Origin of the sequence: Bradyrhizobium sp. LTSP857, assembly GCF_000938285.1 — a bacterium.
Lineage (GTDB): Bacteria > Pseudomonadota > Alphaproteobacteria > Rhizobiales > Xanthobacteraceae > Bradyrhizobium.
In genome coordinates, this window is record NZ_JYMS01000028.1 from 1 (window position 1) to 19,404 (window position 19,404).

The 19,404-nt window shown below is 64.2% G+C and carries 16 protein-coding genes; 11 read left to right on the forward strand and 5 right to left on the reverse strand.

Annotated elements, in window-relative coordinates; genetic code table 11:
* The 6 genes from UP06_RS19865 to UP06_RS19890 all read left to right on the forward strand — a co-directional run.
* Positions 1-2,123 (forward strand): hybrid sensor histidine kinase/response regulator (locus UP06_RS19865; RefSeq protein ID WP_045002858.1); only part of this gene is annotated, 2,123 nt, incomplete at its 5' end.
* 108 nt (positions 2,124-2,231) lie between these two features.
* Positions 2,232-2,705 (forward strand): chemotaxis protein CheW, encoded by a 474-nt coding sequence (locus UP06_RS19870; protein WP_045005052.1) that lies wholly within the window; start codon positions 2,232-2,234, stop codon positions 2,703-2,705.
* Between the two features lie 32 nt (positions 2,706-2,737).
* Entirely contained in the window at positions 2,738-3,124 is a 387-nt protein-coding gene (locus UP06_RS19875; protein ID WP_027577509.1) for a response regulator, read from the forward strand.
* Between the two features lie 61 nt (positions 3,125-3,185).
* The gene (locus tag UP06_RS19880; RefSeq protein ID WP_045005055.1) at positions 3,186-4,061 is read left to right on the forward strand and encodes a CheR family methyltransferase; all 876 of its coding nucleotides are present in this window, start codon (positions 3,186-3,188) and stop codon (positions 4,059-4,061) included.
* Positions 4,062-4,063: 2 nt separating this feature from the next.
* Entirely contained in the window at positions 4,064-4,378 is a 315-nt protein-coding gene (locus tag UP06_RS19885) for a hypothetical protein (RefSeq protein ID WP_045005057.1), read from the forward strand.
* Positions 4,379-4,517: 139 nt separating this feature from the next.
* Positions 4,518-5,021, forward strand: coding sequence for a response regulator (locus UP06_RS19890; protein WP_045005058.1), 504 nt, complete (start codon positions 4,518-4,520; stop codon positions 5,019-5,021).
* 54 nt (positions 5,022-5,075) lie between these two features.
* On the opposite strand, the gene UP06_RS19895 is transcribed toward UP06_RS19890, so the two are convergent.
* Positions 5,076-5,366 (reverse strand): hypothetical protein, encoded by a 291-nt coding sequence (locus UP06_RS19895; protein ID WP_045005059.1) that lies wholly within the window; start codon positions 5,364-5,366, stop codon positions 5,076-5,078.
* Positions 5,367-5,530: 164 nt separating this feature from the next.
* On the opposite strand from UP06_RS19895, the gene UP06_RS19900 reads away from it, so the two are divergent.
* Positions 5,531-6,166, forward strand: a complete 636-nt coding sequence (locus UP06_RS19900; protein WP_045005060.1) for a response regulator transcription factor — start codon at positions 5,531-5,533, stop codon at positions 6,164-6,166.
* A 109-nt stretch (positions 6,167-6,275) separates the two neighbouring features.
* On the opposite strand, the gene UP06_RS19905 is transcribed toward UP06_RS19900, so the two are convergent.
* Positions 6,276-9,791: a PAS domain S-box protein gene (locus UP06_RS19905; protein WP_045005061.1), complete on the reverse strand. Its 3,516-nt coding sequence runs from the start codon at positions 9,789-9,791 to the stop codon at positions 6,276-6,278.
* 67 nt (positions 9,792-9,858) lie between these two features.
* On the reverse strand, positions 9,859-10,287 hold the full coding sequence (locus tag UP06_RS19910; protein WP_045005094.1) for a response regulator: 429 nt from the start codon (positions 10,285-10,287) through the stop codon (positions 9,859-9,861).
* 261 nt (positions 10,288-10,548) lie between these two features.
* On the opposite strand from UP06_RS19910, the gene araD reads away from it, so the two are divergent.
* Both araD and UP06_RS19920 read left to right on the forward strand, forming a co-directional pair.
* Positions 10,549-12,288, forward strand: coding sequence for an L-arabinonate dehydratase (gene araD / locus UP06_RS19915; protein ID WP_045005062.1), 1,740 nt, complete (start codon positions 10,549-10,551; stop codon positions 12,286-12,288).
* Positions 12,289-12,299: 11 nt separating this feature from the next.
* Positions 12,300-13,019: a ribonuclease activity regulator RraA gene (locus tag UP06_RS19920; RefSeq protein WP_045005064.1), complete on the forward strand. Its 720-nt coding sequence runs from the start codon at positions 12,300-12,302 to the stop codon at positions 13,017-13,019.
* Positions 13,020-13,201: 182 nt separating this feature from the next.
* Here the strand turns inward: UP06_RS19920 and UP06_RS19925 are convergent, their stop codons facing one another.
* Positions 13,202-15,307 carry a S9 family peptidase gene (locus UP06_RS19925; RefSeq protein WP_045005065.1) on the reverse strand — a complete coding sequence of 702 codons (2,106 nt, stop codon included), beginning with the start codon at positions 15,305-15,307 and terminating at the stop codon, positions 13,202-13,204.
* A 197-nt stretch (positions 15,308-15,504) separates the two neighbouring features.
* On the opposite strand from UP06_RS19925, the gene UP06_RS19930 reads away from it, so the two are divergent.
* Together UP06_RS19930 and UP06_RS19935 are read left to right on the forward strand one after the other, a co-directional pair.
* Positions 15,505-16,941: an MBOAT family O-acyltransferase gene (locus UP06_RS19930; protein WP_045005066.1), complete on the forward strand. Its 1,437-nt coding sequence runs from the start codon at positions 15,505-15,507 to the stop codon at positions 16,939-16,941.
* Positions 16,941-18,053 carry a hypothetical protein gene (locus tag UP06_RS19935; protein ID WP_045005067.1) on the forward strand — a complete coding sequence of 371 codons (1,113 nt, stop codon included), beginning with the start codon at positions 16,941-16,943 and terminating at the stop codon, positions 18,051-18,053. The genes UP06_RS19930 and UP06_RS19935 overlap by 1 nt, the downstream gene beginning before the upstream one ends.
* A gap of 82 nt (positions 18,054-18,135) precedes the next feature.
* Here UP06_RS19935 and UP06_RS19940 read toward each other — a convergent pair whose 3' ends face one another.
* Entirely contained in the window at positions 18,136-19,323 is a 1,188-nt protein-coding gene (locus tag UP06_RS19940; RefSeq protein ID WP_045005070.1) for a pyridoxal-phosphate-dependent aminotransferase family protein, read from the reverse strand.
* Between the last annotated feature and the right edge of the window lie 81 nt (positions 19,324-19,404).

Consider the following 19,404-nt stretch of genomic DNA (forward strand, 5'->3'; position numbering starts at 1 on the left):
CCAAGGAAAAGGTCGCGCCGAAGAAGTCGATGGCTGAAGAGGGCGCCTCCGAAGGCGACCGCATCGCCAACCAGTCGATCCGCGTCAACGTGGATACGCTGGAGCACCTGATGACCATGGTCTCCGAGCTGGTGCTGACCCGCAACCAGCTGCTCGAGATCTCCCGCCGCAACGAGGACACCGAGTTCAAGGTGCCGTTGCAGCGGCTGTCCAACGTCACCGCCGAGCTGCAGGAAGGCGTCATGAAGACGCGCATGCAGCCGATCGGCAACGCCTGGCAGAAGCTGCCCCGTATCGTCCGCGATCTCTCGAGCGAACTCGGCAAGCAGATCGAGCTGGAGATGCACGGCGCCGACACCGAGCTCGACCGCCAGGTGCTCGACCTGATCAAGGACCCGCTCACCCACATGGTGCGCAACTCCGCCGATCATGGCCTTGAGACCCCGGCCGAGCGCCTCGCGGGCGGCAAGGGCGAGCAGGGCACCATCCGGCTGTCCGCCTATCACGAGGGCGGCCACATCATCATCTGCATCGCCGACAACGGCCGCGGGCTGAACACCGACAAGATCAAGGCCAAGGCGATCTCCTCCGGTCTCGCCACCGAGGCTGAGCTCGAGAAGATGTCGGAAGCCCAGATCCACAAGTTCATCTTCGCGCCGGGCTTCTCGACCGCGGCCGCCATCACCTCGGTCTCCGGCCGTGGCGTCGGCATGGACGTGGTCCGCACCAATATCGACCAGATCGGCGGCACCATCGACATCAAGTCGGTGGCCGGTGAAGGCTCCTCCGTCACCATCAAGATCCCGCTGACGCTCGCGATTGTCTCCGCCCTGATCGTGGAAGCCGCCGGCGACCGTTTTGCGATTCCCCAGCTCGCGGTCGTCGAGCTGGTCCGTGCCCGCGCCAACTCCGAGCATCGCATCGAGCGCATCAAGGACACCGCGGTCCTTAGGCTCCGCAACAAGCTGTTGCCGCTGATCCACCTCAAGAAGCTGCTCAAGATCGACGACGGCGCGGCCTCCGATCCCGAGAACGGCTTCATCGTGGTGACGCAAGTCGGCAGCCAGACCTTTGGCATCGTGGTCGACGGCGTGTTCCACACCGAAGAAATCGTGGTCAAGCCGATGTCGACCAAGCTGCGCCACATCGACATGTTCTCGGGCAATACGATCCTGGGCGATGGCGCGGTCATCATGATCATCGACCCCAACGGCATTGCCAAGGCGCTCGGCGCCTCCGGCTCCTCGGCCCAAGGCATGGCTGATGAAGCCGCCGCGCATCATTCGAGCTCCGGCGAGCAGACCACCTCGCTGCTGGTGTTCCGCGCCGGCTCCAGCCAGCCCAAGGCGGTCCCGCTCGGGCTCGTCACACGCCTGGAAGAGCTGCCCGCGGACAAGATCGAGTTCAGTAACGGCCGCTACATGGTGCAGTACCGCGAGCAGCTGATGCCGCTCGTCGCCATGGAGAGCGTCACCATCGCCTCGCAGGGCGCCCAGCCGATCCTGGTGTTCTCCGATGACGGCCGCTCCATGGGCCTCGTCGTCGACGAGATCATCGACATCGTCGAGGAACGGCTCAACATCGAGGTCGGCGGCTCCAGCCAGGGCATTCTGGGCTCGGCCGTGATCAAGGGCCAGGCCACCGAAGTGATCGACGTCGGCCACTTCCTGCCGATGGCGTTCTCCGACTGGTTCACCCGCAAGGAGATGAAGCCGTCGCTGCACTCGCAGTCGGTGCTGCTGGTCGACGACAGCGCGTTCTTCCGCAACATGCTGGCGCCGGTGCTGAAGGCCGCGGGCTACCGCGTCCGCACCGCGCCGACCGCGCAGGAGGGCCTGGCCGCGCTGCGCGCGCAGACCTTCGACGTGGTCCTGACCGACATCGAGATGCCCGATATGAACGGGTTCGAGTTCGCCGAAGTGATCCGCTCCGACAGCAATCTGGGCTCGATGCCGATCATCGGCCTGTCGGCGCTGGTGTCGCCGGCGGCGATCGAGCGCGGCCGTCAGGCCGGCTTCCACGACTATGTCGCCAAGTTCGACCGTCCCGGCCTGATCGCGGCGCTGAAGGAACAGACCGCGGGTGCCGCCGGCGCCTCCGAGCTGAGCCGGGCGGCGGCGTGAGAGCATGATCCGGAAAAGTGTGAAGCGGTTTTCCCTCGCGACAAACGCGGAACGCGTTTGTGCGGAGATCATGCTCAAACAAAGAGTCACGGATCAGGAGACGCAAAGATGAGCAAGAAGATGCAGACGGGCGAAGGCGCCATGGTCGAATACGTCACCGCGATGATCGGTGGCCAGCTGTTCGGCCTGCCGATCTCCCGGGTCCAGGACGTGTTCATGCCGGAGCGCGTCACCCGCGTTCCCTTGTCCTCGCGCGAGATCGCGGGCGTGTTGAACCTGCGCGGCCGCATCGTCACCGTGGTCGACATGCGCGCCCGGCTCGGCCTGCCCAAGCCCGAGGACGGCAAGGTGCCGATGGCGGTCGGCGTTGATCTCCGCGGTGAATCCTATGGCCTGCTGATCGACCAGATCGGCGAGGTCCTGCGTCTGTCCGAGGACGGCAAGGAAGAAAACCCCGTCAACCTCGACCCCCGCATGGCCAAGCTCGCCGGCGGTGTCCACCGCCTCGACGGCCAGCTCATGGTCGTCCTCGACGTCGATCGCGTGCTCGAACTCAAAACCGAAGTGCAAATGGCTGCGTGAGCTAACAAAAACATCGAAGCCGGAGAACCAATATGAAGACGTGTTTGGTGGTCGATGATTCCAGCGTCGTGCGCAAGATCGCACGCCGGATCCTGGAAGGCCTGGAATTCGAAGTCACCGAAGCCGAGGACGGCTCGAAAGCGCTCGAGATCTGTCAGCGGAAGCTGCCCGACGCGGTGCTGCTCGACTGGAACATGCCCGTCATGGACGGCTTCGAGTTCATGGGCCACATGCGCCGCCTGCCCGGCGGCGACCAGCCCAAGGTGGTGTTCTGCACCACCGAGAACAACGTGGCTCACATCGCCCAGGCGCTCAGCGGCGGCGCCAACGAGTACATCATGAAGCCCTTCGACAAAGACATTATCGCCGACAAGTTCGCTGAAGTTGGCCTGATCCCGGTCGGACAAGCCATGGTCTGAGTGTGTCTGGCCCGAGTCCTTTGGCCAGAGTGTTCCCAGTACAGCTTCCGAGAGGCTATCCGTGACCCCGACCGAGTATGAGTATCTGCGCAAGTTTCTGAGGGATCATTCTGGTCTCGACCTGTCCGCAGACAAGCAATATCTGATCGAAAGCCGCCTGCTGCCGCTGGCGCGCAAGGCCAATCTCTCCGGCATCGGCGAGCTCGTGCAGAAGCTGCAAGGCGGTTCGAGCGCGCTCGTCACCAGCGTGGTCGAAGCCATGACCACCAACGAGACCTTCTTCTTCCGCGACAAGGTCCCGTTCGATCATTTCCGCGACACCATCATGCCGGAGGTCATCAAGGCCCGTGCCGGCCGCCGCAGCGTGCGCATCTGGTGCGCCGCCGGTTCGACCGGGCAGGAGCCCTATTCGCTGGCGATGAGCCTGAAGGAGATGGGCGCAGCACTCACCGGCTGGCGCGTCGAGATCATCGCGACCGATCTGTCGCAGGAGGTGCTGGAGAAGGCCAAGGCCGGCATCTACAGCCAGTTCGAGGTGCAGCGCGGCCTGCCGATCCAGATGCTGATGAAATATTTCAAGCAGACCGGCGAGACCTGGCAGGTCAATCCCGAGCTGCGCGCGATGATCCAGCACCGGCAGCTCAACCTGCTGCACGATTTTGCCCAGCTCGGCACGTTCGACGTCATCTTTTGCCGCAACGTGCTGATCTATTTCGACCAGGACACCAAGATCAACATCTTCAACCGCCTGGCGCGCCAGATCGAGGGTGACGGCTTCCTGGTGCTGGGTGCGGCCGAAACCGTGGTCGGCCTGACCGACACGTTCAAGCCGCTTCCGGAGCGCCGCGGCCTCTACAAGCCGAACGATCCGCGTGCGGCCAAGCCAGCTGTCGCCGGCGCGGTGCCATCGCGCATCGCGGTGATGGCAGGACGATAAGCATGGCCGAGGATGGAAAAGGCGCGGAACGGGTGACGTTCAGCCGCGGCTATGATGTCTGCATCATGGCGATCGACGGCACCTGGCGCCGCGACTGCAAGCTGAACGCGATCTCCGACACCGACGCCATCCTCACGGTGGAAGGTTCGATCCAGGGCTTGAATCTGAAGGAGTTCTTCCTGCTGCTGTCGTCGACTGGACTTGCCTACCGCCGCTGCGAGCTGGTGCGCGTCAACGGCGCCGAGATGGACATCCAGTTCCTGCGCGGCAAGAACCGGAAGAAGCGCGGCGCGGCCGGCCATGACGCCGTGGCCTGATCCGCGCCTCCGCCATCGCCGCTCCCGATACATTGCTTCACATTTGCTGAAAACATCCGACTGAATTTGTCGCAGCGGCTTTACGTGGCCTAAGCGCGCTCGGTGTATCCATTGCCGGTCTCAATCTCAGGGTCAGGAAATGCCAAGAAGCTCTCTCTCCCCCGTTACGTCCAACCTGCCCGACGCCGCCGAGCGGCGCGCGCTTCAGCTGCTGGTGGTCGACGACGACGCCACGCAACGCAGCCTGATCACGGTCGCCGCCAAGCAGGCCGGCCACGAAGTCACCGTGGCGCCGTCGGTTGCGGAGGCGATCGAAAAGCTCCGTGCCGCGCGCTTCGACTGCGTGACGCTGGATCTCGTGCTGGAGGACGGCGACGGCATCGACGTGCTGCGCGAGATGGCGGCGGCAAAATTCGCAGGTTCTGTGATCGTGATCAGCGGCATGGACGGCAAGCGCCGCAGCGCCGCCCGCAGCTTCGCCCGCTCTGTCGGGATCGAGCTTCAGAGCCTGCCGAAGCCGCTGGATCTCGCGGCGCTCCGCATCAGCCTTGCCAATCTCGGCAAGACGGCAATGGGCCTGCCGGCGATCCATACCTGGGGTGGTGTTGCCACCGACGCGATCGTGGAACGGCACCGCGCGTAAGGCGCGGAGCGGCCATGCGTTCAGATGCGGACGATCCGCCGCGCTGATGGCAATCTATGCCGGGTTGCCGGTTTCCGACAAGCATTGCAGGGCGTGGCCAAGGCCCGCCCGACAGGCGTTGAGAGCGGCGCTCGCCGTGGCATAACGGGGCGTGACGTCGTCGAGCACGAAAATGTCGGCGGAAATCATAGCGCTCCCGTCGCCGTCCTGTTCCATGGCCGCGTCGATCAGGCGCATGCTGGTCTCGATCCGCGCGATCAGAGAGCGAAGATCGGCTGCGATCAACTGTCGGCTGTCAGCTTCGGGTGTCGCGACGAGCAGGGGCGTGCCGGCAAAATTTAGCATGGATATTCTCCGTCCCCAGCAATAAGGCACTCCGCCGCTACTTGTGCGTTAAGTCCATGTCCCGTACAAATACGGGTGGGCCGAATCCGCGCCGAACGCCATAACGGTTGGGGCGGACGCGTCTCCTTAATGCCAATAGGAATTGGCACAAATGGATTTGGCACATGGCCGAACAAACCTCTCGTGGTGAAATCTTCGTGGTCGATGACGACCCTGCCGTTCGCGACACCCTGTCGATGGTGTTGAAGGGGGCGGGCTATGAGGTGATCTGTTTCGCGGATGGGGCAGCGCTGCTCTCTGTCGCGCGAAACCGCACACCGGCTGCGATTCTGCTCGACGTGCACATTCCCGGAAAGTCGGGTCTCGACATTCTCAGGGAACTGCACGGTGAGGACTATCCGGCACCGATCTTCATGATCTCCGGGCAGGGCGATATCTCGATGGCGGTGGGCGCCATCAAGAGCGGGGCACTCGACTTCATCGAGAAGCCGTTCCGCGGCAGCGAGATCGTCGGCCGGCTGGACGAGGCGATCGGGGCTTATGCACGCAGGCAGGCGGAGAACGCGTCGCCGAAGTTTGGTTCGCTGCATTTCCCCGGACGCGAGCCGCTGACCCGCAGGGAACGCGAGGTGCTGGAACAGTTCGCCGCCGGTGCCTCCAACAAGGAAGCCGGCCGCACGCTCGGCATCAGCCCGCGCACCATCGAGGATCACCGCGCCAACATCATGAAGAAGCTCGGCGCGCGCAACGCCGCCGATCTGATCCGCATCGTGATGACCGCAGCCCAGCGCGCGTCGTAACGTTTTTCGGTGATCTCGTAGCCCGGATGGAGCGCAGCGAAATCCGGGACCAGTGCCAGCGGAGGCAATCGCCCCGGATTGCGCTTCGCTCCATCCGGGCTACTCCGGGCTACAGAGCCTGTCCGCTCAGTGCCTTGCGGATGATCCGCGCGAGGTCGGATTTGCGATAGGGCTTTGCCAGCAGCAGAACGCCTGAATCCAGCCGGCCGTGATGGATGATCGCATTCTCGGTATAGCCGGACGTGTAGACCACCCGGAGATCGGGGCGCGTCTTCAGCACCTCGTCGGCGAGCTGCCGTCCGTTCATCTTGCCCGGCATGATCACGTCGGTGAACAGCAGGTCGAACGGCTGTCCGGAGACGACGATCGCGAGCGCCTCTGCGGCGTTGGCGGCTTGCAGGGTGACGTAGCCCAGCGAATGCAGTTGCGCCAGCACGTAGTCGCGCACCAGCCGGTCGTCCTCGACCACGAGAATGGTCTCGTGCCCACCCTCGATCGACGCCGGCGTCACACCTTCGCTGACGGCCGTGGGCGTCTTGCCCGGCGGCAGGTACATCTTGATCGTGGTGCCGTGGCCCTCCTCGCTGTAGATCTTGATGTGGCCCGCGGACTGCTTGATGAAGCCATAGACCATGGAGAGCCCGAGCCCGGTGCCCTTGCCTGGTCCCTTCGACGTGAAGAACGGATCGAACACCCTGGCCAGCATGTTGGCGGCGATGCCCGAGCCGGTGTCGCTGACGGCGATCAGCACGTAGTGTCCGGGCGGGACGTCATTGGCGCTGGCATAGATCTCGTCGAGATAGGCGGCGCCGGTCTCCACGATCAGCTTGCCGCCTCCTGGCATGGCGTCGCGCGCGTTGAGCGCGAGGTTGAGGATCGCCGTGGTGAGCTGGTTGGGATCGACGATCGCGACGCAGCTCTCGTCCTCGAACACGGACTCGATCTGGATCTGCTCGCCGAGCGTCGGCCGCAACAGCTTTGCGGTGTCGATGATCAGCGAGTTGATGTCGATCTCGCGCGGCTGGAGCGGCTGCTTGCGCGCGAACGCGAGCAGATGCTGGGTCAGCTCGGCGCCACGCCCGGCAGCCTCATCGATCATCTTGGTGATCGCGGCAAGCTCCGGCTCTTTCGCCACCGCGTCCGCCAGGATCTCGATCGTCCCGGTGATGACGGTGAGGATGTTGTTGAAATCGTGCGCCACGCCGCCGGTGAGCTGGCCGACCGCTTCCATCTTCTCGGCATGACGGATGCGCTCCTCGGACGCGATCTTGTCGGTGAGGTCGCGGTAGAAGACGTTGAACAGAACGCCCTCGCGGCGCCTGAGCGCCGTGACGCTCAGCTCGGCCTTGAATTCCTTGCCGTCGCGGCGACGCACCATGAGCTCGCGGCGGCGGTTGAGCATTTGGCCGTCCGCGGATTCGAGGAAACGCGCGAGGCCGGCCTTGACCCTCTCGCGCTCACCCTCTGCGACGATCAGGTCGACCGAATTCTTGCCGAGCGCCTCGTCGCGCCGCCAGCCGAACAGCTCTTCGGCCCGCGAGCTCCAGTTCAGGATGGTGCTGCGATCGTCGGTCTGGACGAAGGCGTCGAGTGCAGTCTCGACGATGTTGCGCGCGAGCAGCTCGCTTTCCCGCAAGGACTCGTCTGCCAGCCGTGCCTCGGTCATGTCGCGCCCGACGAAGAAGAAGCGCTTGGCCTGATCCGACCAATTGCCGAGCCAGGAGAGCCAGACCTCGCGCCCATCCTTGTGGAAGCAGCGGGTGTCGGCGAGCTTCGGATGCCCGCCCTGCCGCAGCGCGCGCATCTCCGCGCGGGATTGATCGAGATGGTCGGGGTGAATGAAATCGACGCCGCTGCGGCCGATCATCTCGCCCGGCCGGTAGCCCAGAATGGCCTCGCTGCTCGGGCTGATCTGCACGATATGGCCCCGCGCGTTCATGATCATGATCAGATCCTGCGAGGTGTCGAAGAGCTGCCGCCGCTCCTCGATCTGCTGCTGGAGCGCCCGCTCGGCGCGCCGCTCCTCGGTGAGGCTGCGCGCGCTCCCGGAGGCGCCGATGATCTCGCCCGACGGCCCCCTGATCGGCGAGAGGCTGAGCGAGATTTCGACCGGCGTGCCGTCCCGGCGCAGGCGCACCGTCTCGAGCCGTTCGATCGGCTCACCCCGGGCGATCCGCGCCAGATAGTCCTTGCCCTGCTCGCGGCGGTCGGGCGGGACAATGATCGCGGTGGATTGTCCGATCGCCTCATTCGCCGAATAGCCATAGAGGCGTTCAGCGGCAGGATTCCAGCCCGTGATGACGGCATCGAGCGACTGCATCACGATTGCGTCGTCGGACGATTCGACAGCAGCGCTGAACAAGCGCTCGCGCGCCTCGTGGTGGCTTCGTGCGGCCTCGGTGCGGCGATGCTCCCGGACCTCGCGCTCGAGGGCAGCTGTTTTCGCCCGCGTCTCCTCGACCATCTGGGCAAAAGCCCGCGCCAGCACGCCCGTCTCGCCGCTTGCATCGACGGGGATGTCGGCGGGCCGGCCGCTGCCGATCGCCTCCACCGCCGCGGTCAGGCGCCCGATCGGGCGGGTCAATGAGCGCGCCAGGAGCACTGCGAGTAAAGCCGCGGCGAGGACGGCAAGCACGCCGACGAGCAAGGACGTTTTTTGAATGGCGGCCGGCACGCGGCCGAAGACGGACGGGGGAACGATCACAAGGATTGCGACCCATTCCTTGCCAGCAAGCAGCGCCGGCGCAATCGCCGCACCGCTCGGCCGGCCCGACCGATCGGTCATGATCTGCGTGGATACGGCCGACGTGCCGGCCAAGCTCGAAAAAAATGGAAAATCACTGCGCCAGTTGGTCGGGTGGCCACGCAGCGAGCCGAATTCTCGCGCGCGATCAGGATTGACCAGATAGTCGCCGTGCGAATTCACGACGTAAATCTCTCCTGCCGAGCTCGTCGTCGAGCGGATGCGGTCGAGAGCCGGACGCATGTCGATGTTGGCGATGATGATACCGAACGGCTTGCCGTCCGGCGCGAACAGCGGCGTTGCGACCCGCAGAGTCGGAATGTGCAGATCTGCGGTCCCCCCCTGACGGGTCGCGAGATCGATGGGCGAGACATAAATCTCGCCCGGCGCCAGTTGAATCGTCTCGTGAAAGTAGGTTCGCTCGCCCTTGCTCTCCAGTTCGCTGTCGGGGACGATCCGTGCTGCTCCGTTCGGGCCGGAGCGATCGACGCGGACCAGTTCGCGCTGGTCGTCGTCAAGACCGATGATTCGAAACTGCCCGTAGCTGGGTTTGGCCTCGATCTCGGCCGCGAGCCGCGTCGCGATGCGCTCGCGCCAGGTTTGCTCTGACACGCCGTCGACAGCGTCAGTTCCTCCACCGAGGTGAGCGCGGATCAGACCATTGATTGCCGCGGCGGAGCGATAGCCGATCAGATCGCCGCGAACTCCGGCAACGTAGGATTCAAGATTGGTCGCCAGCAGGCGTGACTGGGCTTCGACCCGCTCCAGCACGCGCGGAATGACGGCTTGCGTGATGTTGCGATAGCCCAGCCAATCGACCGCCGCCACGGTCACCGCGACCAGCAGAATCATTGCGATGGCCAGCCGGGTTGCGAGGGTCATGTTGGCCTTCGCGCCGCGTCGAGAATGGACCCGAATGTTCTGTTACGGCGCACCATGGATCGCCCGGTCATCGGCTGTCGGCTCCGGCATCGGGCCGCGGCGGGGATAATGATTGCGCCGATTTCAGGCAGCCGTCGACAGCCGCAAGCAGTGCGTCGGCCCGGAATGGCTTCTGCAAGCTCGCCACCGCGCCGAGCTTGGTCGCCATTTTCAAGAAGTCCGGCTCGGCATAGGCGTCCGGCGTGATCGAGCGGCCGGAAATGACGACGATCGGAATGGCAGGTCTCAGCGCCCGGACACGGCGCATCGTCTCCAGTCCATCCATGCCGGGCATGAAGATGTCGAGGAACAGCAGGTCGAATTGGCTCGCCGCGAACAGAGCCAGCCCCTTGTGGCCATCGCCGGCGACCGTCACCTGATGGCCGGCCCGCTCCAGAAGCAGCCGGATCGTGAGCTGGACGGCCGGGTCGTCATCCACGATCAGGATGTTGGCCACGTCAAAAACCTCCGGGTCGGACGGGGACGTTTCCCGCCGACCGCAAATCAAAGCATCAAATGCGAAATTGTTGCGCGGATTGCGCCCGGCCTGCAAGCACTTCGGGTTTGTGCCGGCCCGTTTGGCCGGATGTTGCGATGCAACCGGGTGTATGCACAGCCGCGTGCATACCAGAGGCTCGCGTGCCGCTCACCCGGCGCCTTGCGAGGGGTGGAGGGCCTGTGAGAAGAGCAGAGCGGATTCTCCGGACGGACAAGGATTATGATCAGAAAGAAGAAGACGCCCGACCAGCTCCGCAGCGCGCGCTGGTTTGCGCCCGATGATTTGCGCTCGTTCGGCCACCGCTCCCGCGCCATGCAGATGGGCTACGCGCCGGAGGAGTGGAAGGACCGCCCGATCATCGCGATCCTCAATACCTGGTCGGACGCGCAGCCCTGCCACATGCATTTCAAATCGCGCGTCGACGACGTCAAGCGCGGCATCCTGATGGCGGGCGGCCTGCCGCTGGAATTGCCGGCGCTGTCGTTGTCGGAATCGCTGCTGAAGCCGACCACCATGCTTTATCGCAATCTGCTGGCGATGGACGCCGAGGAGCTGCTGCGCAGCCATCCCGTTGACGGCGTGGTGCTGATGGGCGGCTGCGACAAGACCACACCGGCGCTGCTGCTCGGCGCCACCTCGATGAACATCCCGGCGATCTATCTGCCGGCCGGCCCGATGCTGCGCGGCAACTGGAAGGGCAAGACGCTCGGCTCCGGCTCCGACGGCTGGAAATATTGGGACGAACGGCGCGCCGGAAAAATTTCCGAGAAGGACTGGCTCGACATCGAAGCCGGCATCGCCCGCAGCTACGGCACCTGCATGACCATGGGCACGGCCTCGACCATGACCGCAATCGCCGAAGCGATCGGCATGACGCTGCCGGGCGCCTCCTCGATTCCAGCCGCGGATGCCAACCACATCCGCATGTCCTCCGAATGCGGTCGCCGCATCGTCGAGATGGTCTGGGAAGATCTGACGCCGAAGACGATCCAGACCCGAAAAGCCTTTGAAAACGCGATCGCGGTGGCGATGGCGATGGGCTGCTCGACCAACGCGATCATCCACGTGATCGCGCAGGCCCGCCGCGCCGGACAGGACATCGGGCTCGACGATTTCGAGATCGCGAGCCGCAAGGTGCCCGTGATCGCCAATGTCCGTCCGAGCGGCGATGCCTATTTGATGGAGGACTTCTTCTATGCCGGCGGTCTGCCGGCGCTGATGAGCCAGATCAAGCCGCATCTGCATCTCGACTGCATCACCGTCACCGGCAAGACGCTCGGCGAAGATATCGCCCATGCCGAGGTGCATAATGACGACGTGATCCGCTCGGTCGACAATCCCATCTACAAGGAGGGTGCGCTCGCGGTGCTCAAGGGCAATCTCGCGCCCGATGGCTGCGTCATCAAGCCGTCCGCCTGCGCGCCGCGCTTCCTCAAGCACACCGGGCCGGCGCTGGTGTTCGACGACTATCCCGCGATGAAGAAGGCGGTCGACGATCCCAACCTCGACGTCACCGAAGATCACATCCTCATCCTGCGCAATGCGGGCCCGCAGGGCGGGCCGGGCATGCCGGAATGGGGCATGCTGCCGATCCCGACAAAGCTTGTGAAGCAGGGCGTACGCGACATGGTGCGCATCTCGGATGCGCGCATGAGCGGCACCAGCTACGGCGCCTGCATCCTGCACGTTTCGCCGGAGTCCTACATCGGCGGCCCGCTGGCGCTGGTGCGGAACGGCGACCGCATCACCCTCGACGTCGCCGCCCGCACCATCAATCTCGATGTTTCGGAGGCCGAGCTCGCAAAGCGCCGCGCCGCCTGGAAGCAGCCCGAGCGGCGCTTCGAGCGCGGCTATGGCTGGATGTTCACAAAACACATCAAGCAGGCCAATGACGGCTGCGACTTCGACTTCCTGGAGACCGATTTCGGCGCGCCGATCGGCGAGCCCTCGATTTACTAGCAGGATCACCCATGACCAAACTCAGCGAAGCCACCCGCAACAAGCTCAAGACCGTCTCCACCGCCACGGTTGCCACCGCGCTGTTCAAGCGCGGCCTGCGCATCCAGATGATCCAGGATGTGCACCCCTTGGGCGCGGACCAGCCGACCATGGTCGGCGAGGCCTTCACGCTGCGCTACATGCCGGCGCGCGAGGACCTCAACACCATCGACGTGTTCAAAGACCGCTCGCATCCGCAGCGCAAGGCGATCGAGGATTGCCCGGCAGGCAGCGTGCTGGTGATGGACAGCCGCAAGGACGCGCGTGCGGCCTCCGCCGGCGCGATCCTGGTGACGCGGTTGATGAAGCGCGGTGTCGCCGGTGTCGTCACCGACGGCGGTTTTCGCGATTCCGCCGAGATCGCGAAACTCGGCATCCCCGCGTACCACCATCGTCCCAGCGCGCCGACGAACCTCACGCTGCACCACGCGATCGAAATCAATGTCCCGATCGGCTGCGGCGATGCGCCGGTGTTTCCCGGCGACATCATTTTGGGCGATAGCGACGGCGTCATCGTGATCCCCGCGCACCTCGCCGACGAGATCGCCAACGAAACGTTCGAGATGACCGCGTTCGAGGATTTCGTCACCGAGGAAGTCGGCAAGGGCCGCGGCATTTTTGGTCTCTATCCGGCGACCGATCCGCAGACGCTCACTGACTTCGCGGCGTGGCGGAAGAAGAACGGAAGGTAGTTGGACATTTGGTGGCGCCAAAACACCAATGTCGTCCCGGCGAAGGCCGGGACCCATAACCACAGGGGGCGGTTTGGCGAAGACTCGCAGTTATCTTCCTGCGGTACTGCTACCCGCGCTTCGCCGATAAATCACGCGGTATGGATCCCGGCCTTCGCCGGGACGACGGCGGAGGGTGTGGCTTACACCCCGGCCTCCGCCATCCCCGCCGCCCATAGCGCGAACGCATACACGATCGCGACCTCGTCCAGCCGGTTGAAGCGCCCCGAGGCGCCGCCATGGCCGGCGCCCATGTTGGTGCGCAGTAACACCGGGCCACCGCCGCTCATGATGGCGCGCAGGCGCGCGATCCATTTGGCAGGCTCCCAATAGGTGACGCGCGGATCGGTCAAGCCGCCCATCGCCAAAATCGCCGGATAGTCCTTGGCCGCGACATTGTCGTAGGGCGAGTAGGACAGGATGGTGCGAAAATCCTTCTCGCTCTCGATCGGGTTGCCCCATTCCGGCCATTCCGGCGGCGTCAGCGGCAACGTGTCGTCGAGCATGGTGTTGAGCACGTCGACGAACGGCACCTCGGCAACGATGCCGGCGAACAATTCGCCGGCGCGGTTTGCGACCGCGCCCATCAGCATGCCGCCGGCCGAGCCACCGTGGCCGATGATGCGCTTTGCGCTGGTGTATTTCGCTGCGATCAGTGCACGGGCGCTGGCGGAAAAATCGTCGAACGAATTGGTCTTCTTCTCGCGCTTGCCGTCGAGATACCAGCCCCAGCCCTTGTCGGCGCCGCCGCGGATATGGGCGATGGCGTAGACAAAGCCGCGATCGACCAGCGACAGGCGGTTGGCGTTGAAGGAGGCCGGCATCGCCATGCCGTAGGAGCCGTAACCGTAAAGCAGCAGCGGCGCCGCGCCGTCGAGCTTCAATCCGCGGCGATAGAGGATCGACACCGGCACCTCGGCGCCATCCTGCGCCTTCGCCATGATGCGGGTGGTGACGTAGTCGGCAGCATTGTGGCCGGACGGAATCTCCTGGCGCTTGCGAAGCACGCGCGTGCGCTTCGTCATGTCGTAGTCGTAGACCTCTGACGGCGTCGTCATCGACGAATAGGCGAAGCGCAAATTCGTCGTCTCGAACTCGTAGGAGCCCATCGTGTCCAGCGAGTAGGCGGCCTCATCAAACGCGATCGCGTGCTCTTCGTTCGAGGTGAGATCGCGGATCACGATGCCCGGCAGCGCGTTGGCGCGCTCCAGCCGCACCAGATGGCCGGCATAGAGATCGAGGTCGATGATGTAGATGCCGGGACGATAGGGGATCAAATCGCGCCAGTTCGCGCGCTCGGGTGCGGCGAGCGGCGCGGTAACGATCTTGAAGTCGATGGCGCCGCCGGCATTGGTCAGGATGAAGAGCTCATCGCCGCGGTCGGCGAGCGAATATTGCACGCCCTCCTTGCGCGCTGCGACCAGCCGCGGCGGCGTGTCGGGATGAGCGAGGTCGATCAGCCGCTGCTCGGACGTTTCGTGATCACCGCCGGCGATGACGCAGAAGCGGCCGCTGGTGCTCTCATGCAAATGCGTGAACCAGCCGGAATCCTGCTCTTCATAAACGAGCGTGTCGTCGGCCTGCCTGGTGCCGAGCCGGTGCCGCCACACCTGCATCGGCCGGTGATTGTCGTCGAGCTTCACATAGAAGAAGCTCTTTGCGTCCGCACTCCAGACGATGCCGCCGTCGGTCTCCTCGACGATGTCGTCAAAATCCTTTCCCGTCGCCCAGTCGCGCACGCGGATCGTAAAATACTCCGAGCCCTTGGTGTCCGCGCTCCAGGCCTGCAGCTTGTGATCGGGCGAGTGGCGGCTGCCGCCGAACTTGAAATAGGTGTGGTCCTTGGCGAGCGCGTCGCCGTCGAGCACGATGTCGCTCTCGCCGCCGTCGCGCGGCATGCGGCCGAACAGCTCATGCTGACCGCCCTCGCGGAATTTGCGGAAGTAAGCGAACGACCCGTCCGGCGACGGCACGCTGGAATCGTCCTCCTTGATCCGTCCCCGCATCTCGCGCACCAGCGTCTTCTGGAGTGGCGCGGTATGGCCGAGCAGGCTCTCGGTGTAGACGTTCTCCTCGTCGAGATATTTGCGGATGTCGGGATCAAGCACCGCGGGATCGCGCAGCACCTCCTGCCATTTCGCGTCCTTCAGCCAGGCATAGTCGTCGGCAACGGTGATGCCGTGCCGGGTGAAGGTGTGCGGCCGGCGAGGGGCGACGGGGGGCTGGGATGGCTGTTTGGCTTGTGTCACTCGATCCTCATTCAGATGCGTATTTGACCTTATATCGTCCCGATTCCGTGAATTGCCAGCGCCGCTGCGCCAGGGACTGTGCCAAGGAACTGCGCCAAGTCGCCGGGTTGTTGACCGCTCCCTTGTATGCTTTAGGGGCCAAGTCCTTTAGGAGCCAAGTCCTTTAGGAGCTATGGCCCCGCCACCGGTCCAGCCTGATGCTGTTCAACTCCTATCCGTTCATCCTGCTGTTCCTGCCGGTCGTGCTGGCCGGCTATTTCTGGCTGGGGCGACGCAGCAATCTGACCCCGGTGATCTGGCTGGCGCTGGCCTCGCTCGCCTTCTACGCCATCGGCAATTGGCAGTTCGTAGCCCTGCTACTGCTGTCGATCGCCTTCAACTATGGCGTCGGTCATCTCCTCATTGTGGCGAAGCTCGCCCCAACGCGGCGCCGCGCTGCACTCGCTCTTGGCGTCGCCGGCGATCTCCTCGTGCTCGGTATCTTCAAATATGCTGGGTTCGCCGCCGACAATCTCAATGCGATGCTCGACACGCATTTCGCGGTCGACATTCTACTCCCGGTCGGGATCTCCTTTTACACCTTCACCCAGATCGCGTTCCTGGTCGACGCCTATCGCGGCCAGGTCGCGGCCTACGCACTGCCGCATTATGCGCTGTTCGTGACCTATTTCCCGCATCTGATCGCGGGACCGATCCTGCATCACAAGGACATGATTCCGCAATTTCAGCGGGAGGAAACCAAGCATCCGGATCCGCATCTGATCCTGTGCGGAATCATCATATTTGCGATCGGCCTGTTCAAGAAGACGTGCCTCGCCGACGGCATCCAGCCTCTGGTCGCGCTCGCGTTCGAGGCGCGATCGCCGAGCTTCGACCAGGCGTGGCTCGGTGCGCTCGCCTACACGTTCCAGCTCTATTTCGACTTCTCCGGCTATTCCGACATGGCCATCGGCATGTCCCTGATGTTCGGCATCTTCTTACCGGTAAACTTCAACTCGCCGTACAAGGCCGCGAGCATCGTCGAATTCTGGCGCCGCTGGCACATGACGTTGTCGCAATTCCTGCGCGACTATCTTTACGTCCCGCTCGGCGGTAACCGCCACGGCCGCGTGCTGCGCTATGTCAATCTGATGATCACGATGCTGCTCGGCGGGCTCTGGCACGGTGCGGCCTGGACCTTCGTGGTGTGGGGCGCGCTGCATGGCGCCTATCTCTGCATCAACCACGTCTTCAATGCGCTGGTGCCGAACATGCCGTCGCCTCTTGCCCGCCCTAGCCGCATAGCGGGGGCGGTGCTGACCTTCCTTGCCGTCGTCGTCGCCTGGGTGTTCTTCCGTGCCGAGCGGGTCGATTGGGCCTTGTTGATCATCAGGGCCATGGCTGATCCCACCAGTACCGTCTTCGGCCGCGAGGAGATCGCGGCACTGGTGTTGGTCTGCGTCTATGCCGCGCTGGTGTGGCTGGCGCCGAACACACAAGCGATCATGGGCTACGATCACGGCAATCGCCGGGTCGGCGAGCGCTTGAGGGTCGGGCGAATCCGGCCGCTGTTCCTCTATGGCGCGTCGCTGCTGCTTGCGTTCGGGATTCTCGGCATCCAGAGCCACAGCGAATTCATCTATTTCCGGTTCTGATGCGAAGCACCTTCACCAGTTTGAAGCGTTTTATCCTCGCCAGCGCGGCTTGCGTGCTGGGCGCGGCTGCGCTGATTTTCGTCGTCGATCCGCTGCAACTGTTCCGGCCGTCGCACCTCGTTTCGGCCGTCTATTCCGACGACACGCGCATGCAGAATGCCGGGCTGATCCGCAGCCAGTCGTTCGACACCGCCTTCATGGGCACCTCGCTCGCGATTCATTTTCGCCAGAGCGATATCGACCGTGCGCTCGACGTGCATTCGCTCAAGCTGGCGATGACCGGATCCAATTCGCGCCAGCAGATCTTCGTGCTCGAGCAGGCGATCGAGCGCGGCGCCCGGCGCGTGATCTGGGCGATGGACGACTTCAGCTTCGTCGACGCGGCCGACATCGAGGCTGATCCCTATCTGTCGGTCGATCTCTATCGCAGGACGAACAGGGGCATCGCGTCCTATCTGTTCAGCGCCGCGATGGCCAAGGAATCGCTGTTCGCAGTGCTGCGGTCGATTCCGCCGCTGCGGGAGCCGCTGACCCGGGCGGCGCCTTTTCTCCCCGTCAAATTTGCGCTGTCCGACGTCGACGACATCTACGCGCTGCCACGGGATTTCGACCTGGCGGGCACCTATAATGCGGAGAGGACGCTTGCCGCCTTCGCCTATATCACCAGTCCCGTGCGCAGCCGCTTCCTTGGAGAAGGCTACCTCTATGACGCCATGGTGCGTCATTTCGAGCGCGATGCGGTCGGCCTGATCACGCGCCATCCGGACGTGACGTTCGACATCTACCTTCCGCCCTATTCGATCCTGCAATTCGTCGCGATGCGCGATGCATCGCCGGCGACGCTGAAGATCGTCACCGATCTCACGGCTCGTATTGCGCAACGCCTGACACAGCTTCCCAACGTGCGCCTGTCCGATTTCCGCGCGATCAAAGAGATCACGCACGACCTCAACAATTACAGCGACGTCATCCACCATTCGCCGGCGGTCGACGCGATGGTGCTGAAGTGGCTGGCGGGCGGGGAGTATCGGGTCGATCCCAACAAGCCGACGGCATCACTGGACGAACTGAAGGTACAGGTCGAGGCGTATCGGATACCGCAGCTGCCGTAGCCCGCATGAGCGAAGCGATATGCGGGACTTCGCGCGAGAATCCCGGGTGTCGCTTCGCTCACCCGGGCTACTAGCCTCGCGCCTACGCCGTCACCTCTTCGCCGAGATACGCAACCGCCGCTTCCAGCCCGCCCTTGCCGTGCGGGATCTTCAGCGCGTTGAGGCCGACCTCGATCACCCCTAACGTGCCGAGCAGCATCGGCGCGTTGACGTGGCCCATATGGGCGATGCGGAAGGCCTGGCCGGTGAGGTCGCCGATGCCGTTGCCGAGCACGACGCCGCATTTCTCCTTGCAATAGCGTTGCAGCACCGCCGGATCATGGCCGTTGCTCATGGTCACGGTGGTCACCGTGTTGGAACGCTCGCTCGCCTCCGCAACGTTGAAGCCGAGCACCTGGCCCTCCGACCATGCGCCAACCGCGCGGCGCGTGGCCTCGCCGAGCAGGACGTGGCGGCGGAACGCGTTCTCCAGGCCTTCCTCGTGAATCAGGTCGATCGCCTGGCGCAGCGCGAACAGCAGATGCACCGGCGCGGTGCCGGCATATTTGCGATAATGCTCGGCGCCCTCGCGCTCGCTCCAGCTCCAATAGGGCGTGCTCATATTCGCCTTCTTTTGCGCCTCGAGCGCGCGCGCGTTGGCGGCGACGAAGCCGAGGCCGGGCGGCGTCATCAGGCCCTTCTGCGAGCCGGACATCGCGACGTCGATATTCCATTTGTCCATCTCGAACGGCATGCAGCCGAGCGAGGCGACAGTGTCGACCATGTACAAAGCGGGGTGGCCACTCGCCTTGATCGCCTTGCCGATCGCCTCGATGTCGTTCTGCACGCCGGAAGCGGTATCGATCTGGACGACGACGACGGCCTTGATGGTGTGCTCCTTGTCGCGGCGCAGGCGCTCCTCGACCTCGTGCGGCCGCACTGCGCGGCGCCAGTCGCCCTTGAGCACCTCGACCTCGGCGCCCATCAGCGAAGCCGCATGGCCCCAGCCGATCGCGAAGCGTCCGCTCTCCAGCACCAGCACCTTGTCGCCGCGCGACAGCACGTTGCTCAGCGCGGCTTCCCAGGCGCCGTGACCGTTGGCGATGTAGATGTAGGATTTGCCCTTGGTCGCAAACAGGTTCGAGATGTCGCGGAGCAGGCTGTCGGTCAGATCGGTCATCTGCTTGGAGTAGATGTCGATCGCCGGACGATGCATCGCTTGCAGCACTGCGTCGGGCATCGTGGTGGGCCCGGGGATGGCCAGAAACTCCCGGCCCGCGCGAACGGTCATTTTCGTTTGTCCTTATGTCGTGAAGACGATCTGGAGGGTCATCGAACTACGCTTTTACGCGCCGCAGCAGCTCAAGAAAAG

Coding starts and splice junctions, on each gene's coding strand:
- UP06_RS19935 (WP_045005067.1), top strand. CDS start 16,941: ATGCGAAGCACCTTCACCAGTTTGAAGCGTTTTATCCTCGCCAGCGCG.
- UP06_RS19920 (WP_045005064.1), top strand. CDS start 12,300: ATGACCAAACTCAGCGAAGCCACCCGCAACAAGCTCAAGACCGTCTCC.
- UP06_RS19930 (WP_045005066.1), top strand. CDS start 15,505: ATGCTGTTCAACTCCTATCCGTTCATCCTGCTGTTCCTGCCGGTCGTG.
- UP06_RS19875 (WP_027577509.1), top strand. CDS start 2,738: ATGAAGACGTGTTTGGTGGTCGATGATTCCAGCGTCGTGCGCAAGATC.
- araD (WP_045005062.1), top strand. CDS start 10,549: ATGATCAGAAAGAAGAAGACGCCCGACCAGCTCCGCAGCGCGCGCTGG.
- UP06_RS19885 (WP_045005057.1), top strand. CDS start 4,064: ATGGCCGAGGATGGAAAAGGCGCGGAACGGGTGACGTTCAGCCGCGGC.
- UP06_RS19870 (WP_045005052.1), top strand. CDS start 2,232: ATGAGCAAGAAGATGCAGACGGGCGAAGGCGCCATGGTCGAATACGTC.
- UP06_RS19905 (WP_045005061.1), bottom strand. CDS start 9,791: ATGACCCTCGCAACCCGGCTGGCCATCGCAATGATTCTGCTGGTCGCG.
- UP06_RS19940 (WP_045005070.1), bottom strand. CDS start 19,323: ATGACCGTTCGCGCGGGCCGGGAGTTTCTGGCCATCCCCGGGCCCACC.
- UP06_RS19890 (WP_045005058.1), top strand. CDS start 4,518: ATGCCAAGAAGCTCTCTCTCCCCCGTTACGTCCAACCTGCCCGACGCC.
- UP06_RS19895 (WP_045005059.1), bottom strand. CDS start 5,366: ATGCTAAATTTTGCCGGCACGCCCCTGCTCGTCGCGACACCCGAAGCT.
- UP06_RS19900 (WP_045005060.1), top strand. CDS start 5,531: ATGGCCGAACAAACCTCTCGTGGTGAAATCTTCGTGGTCGATGACGAC.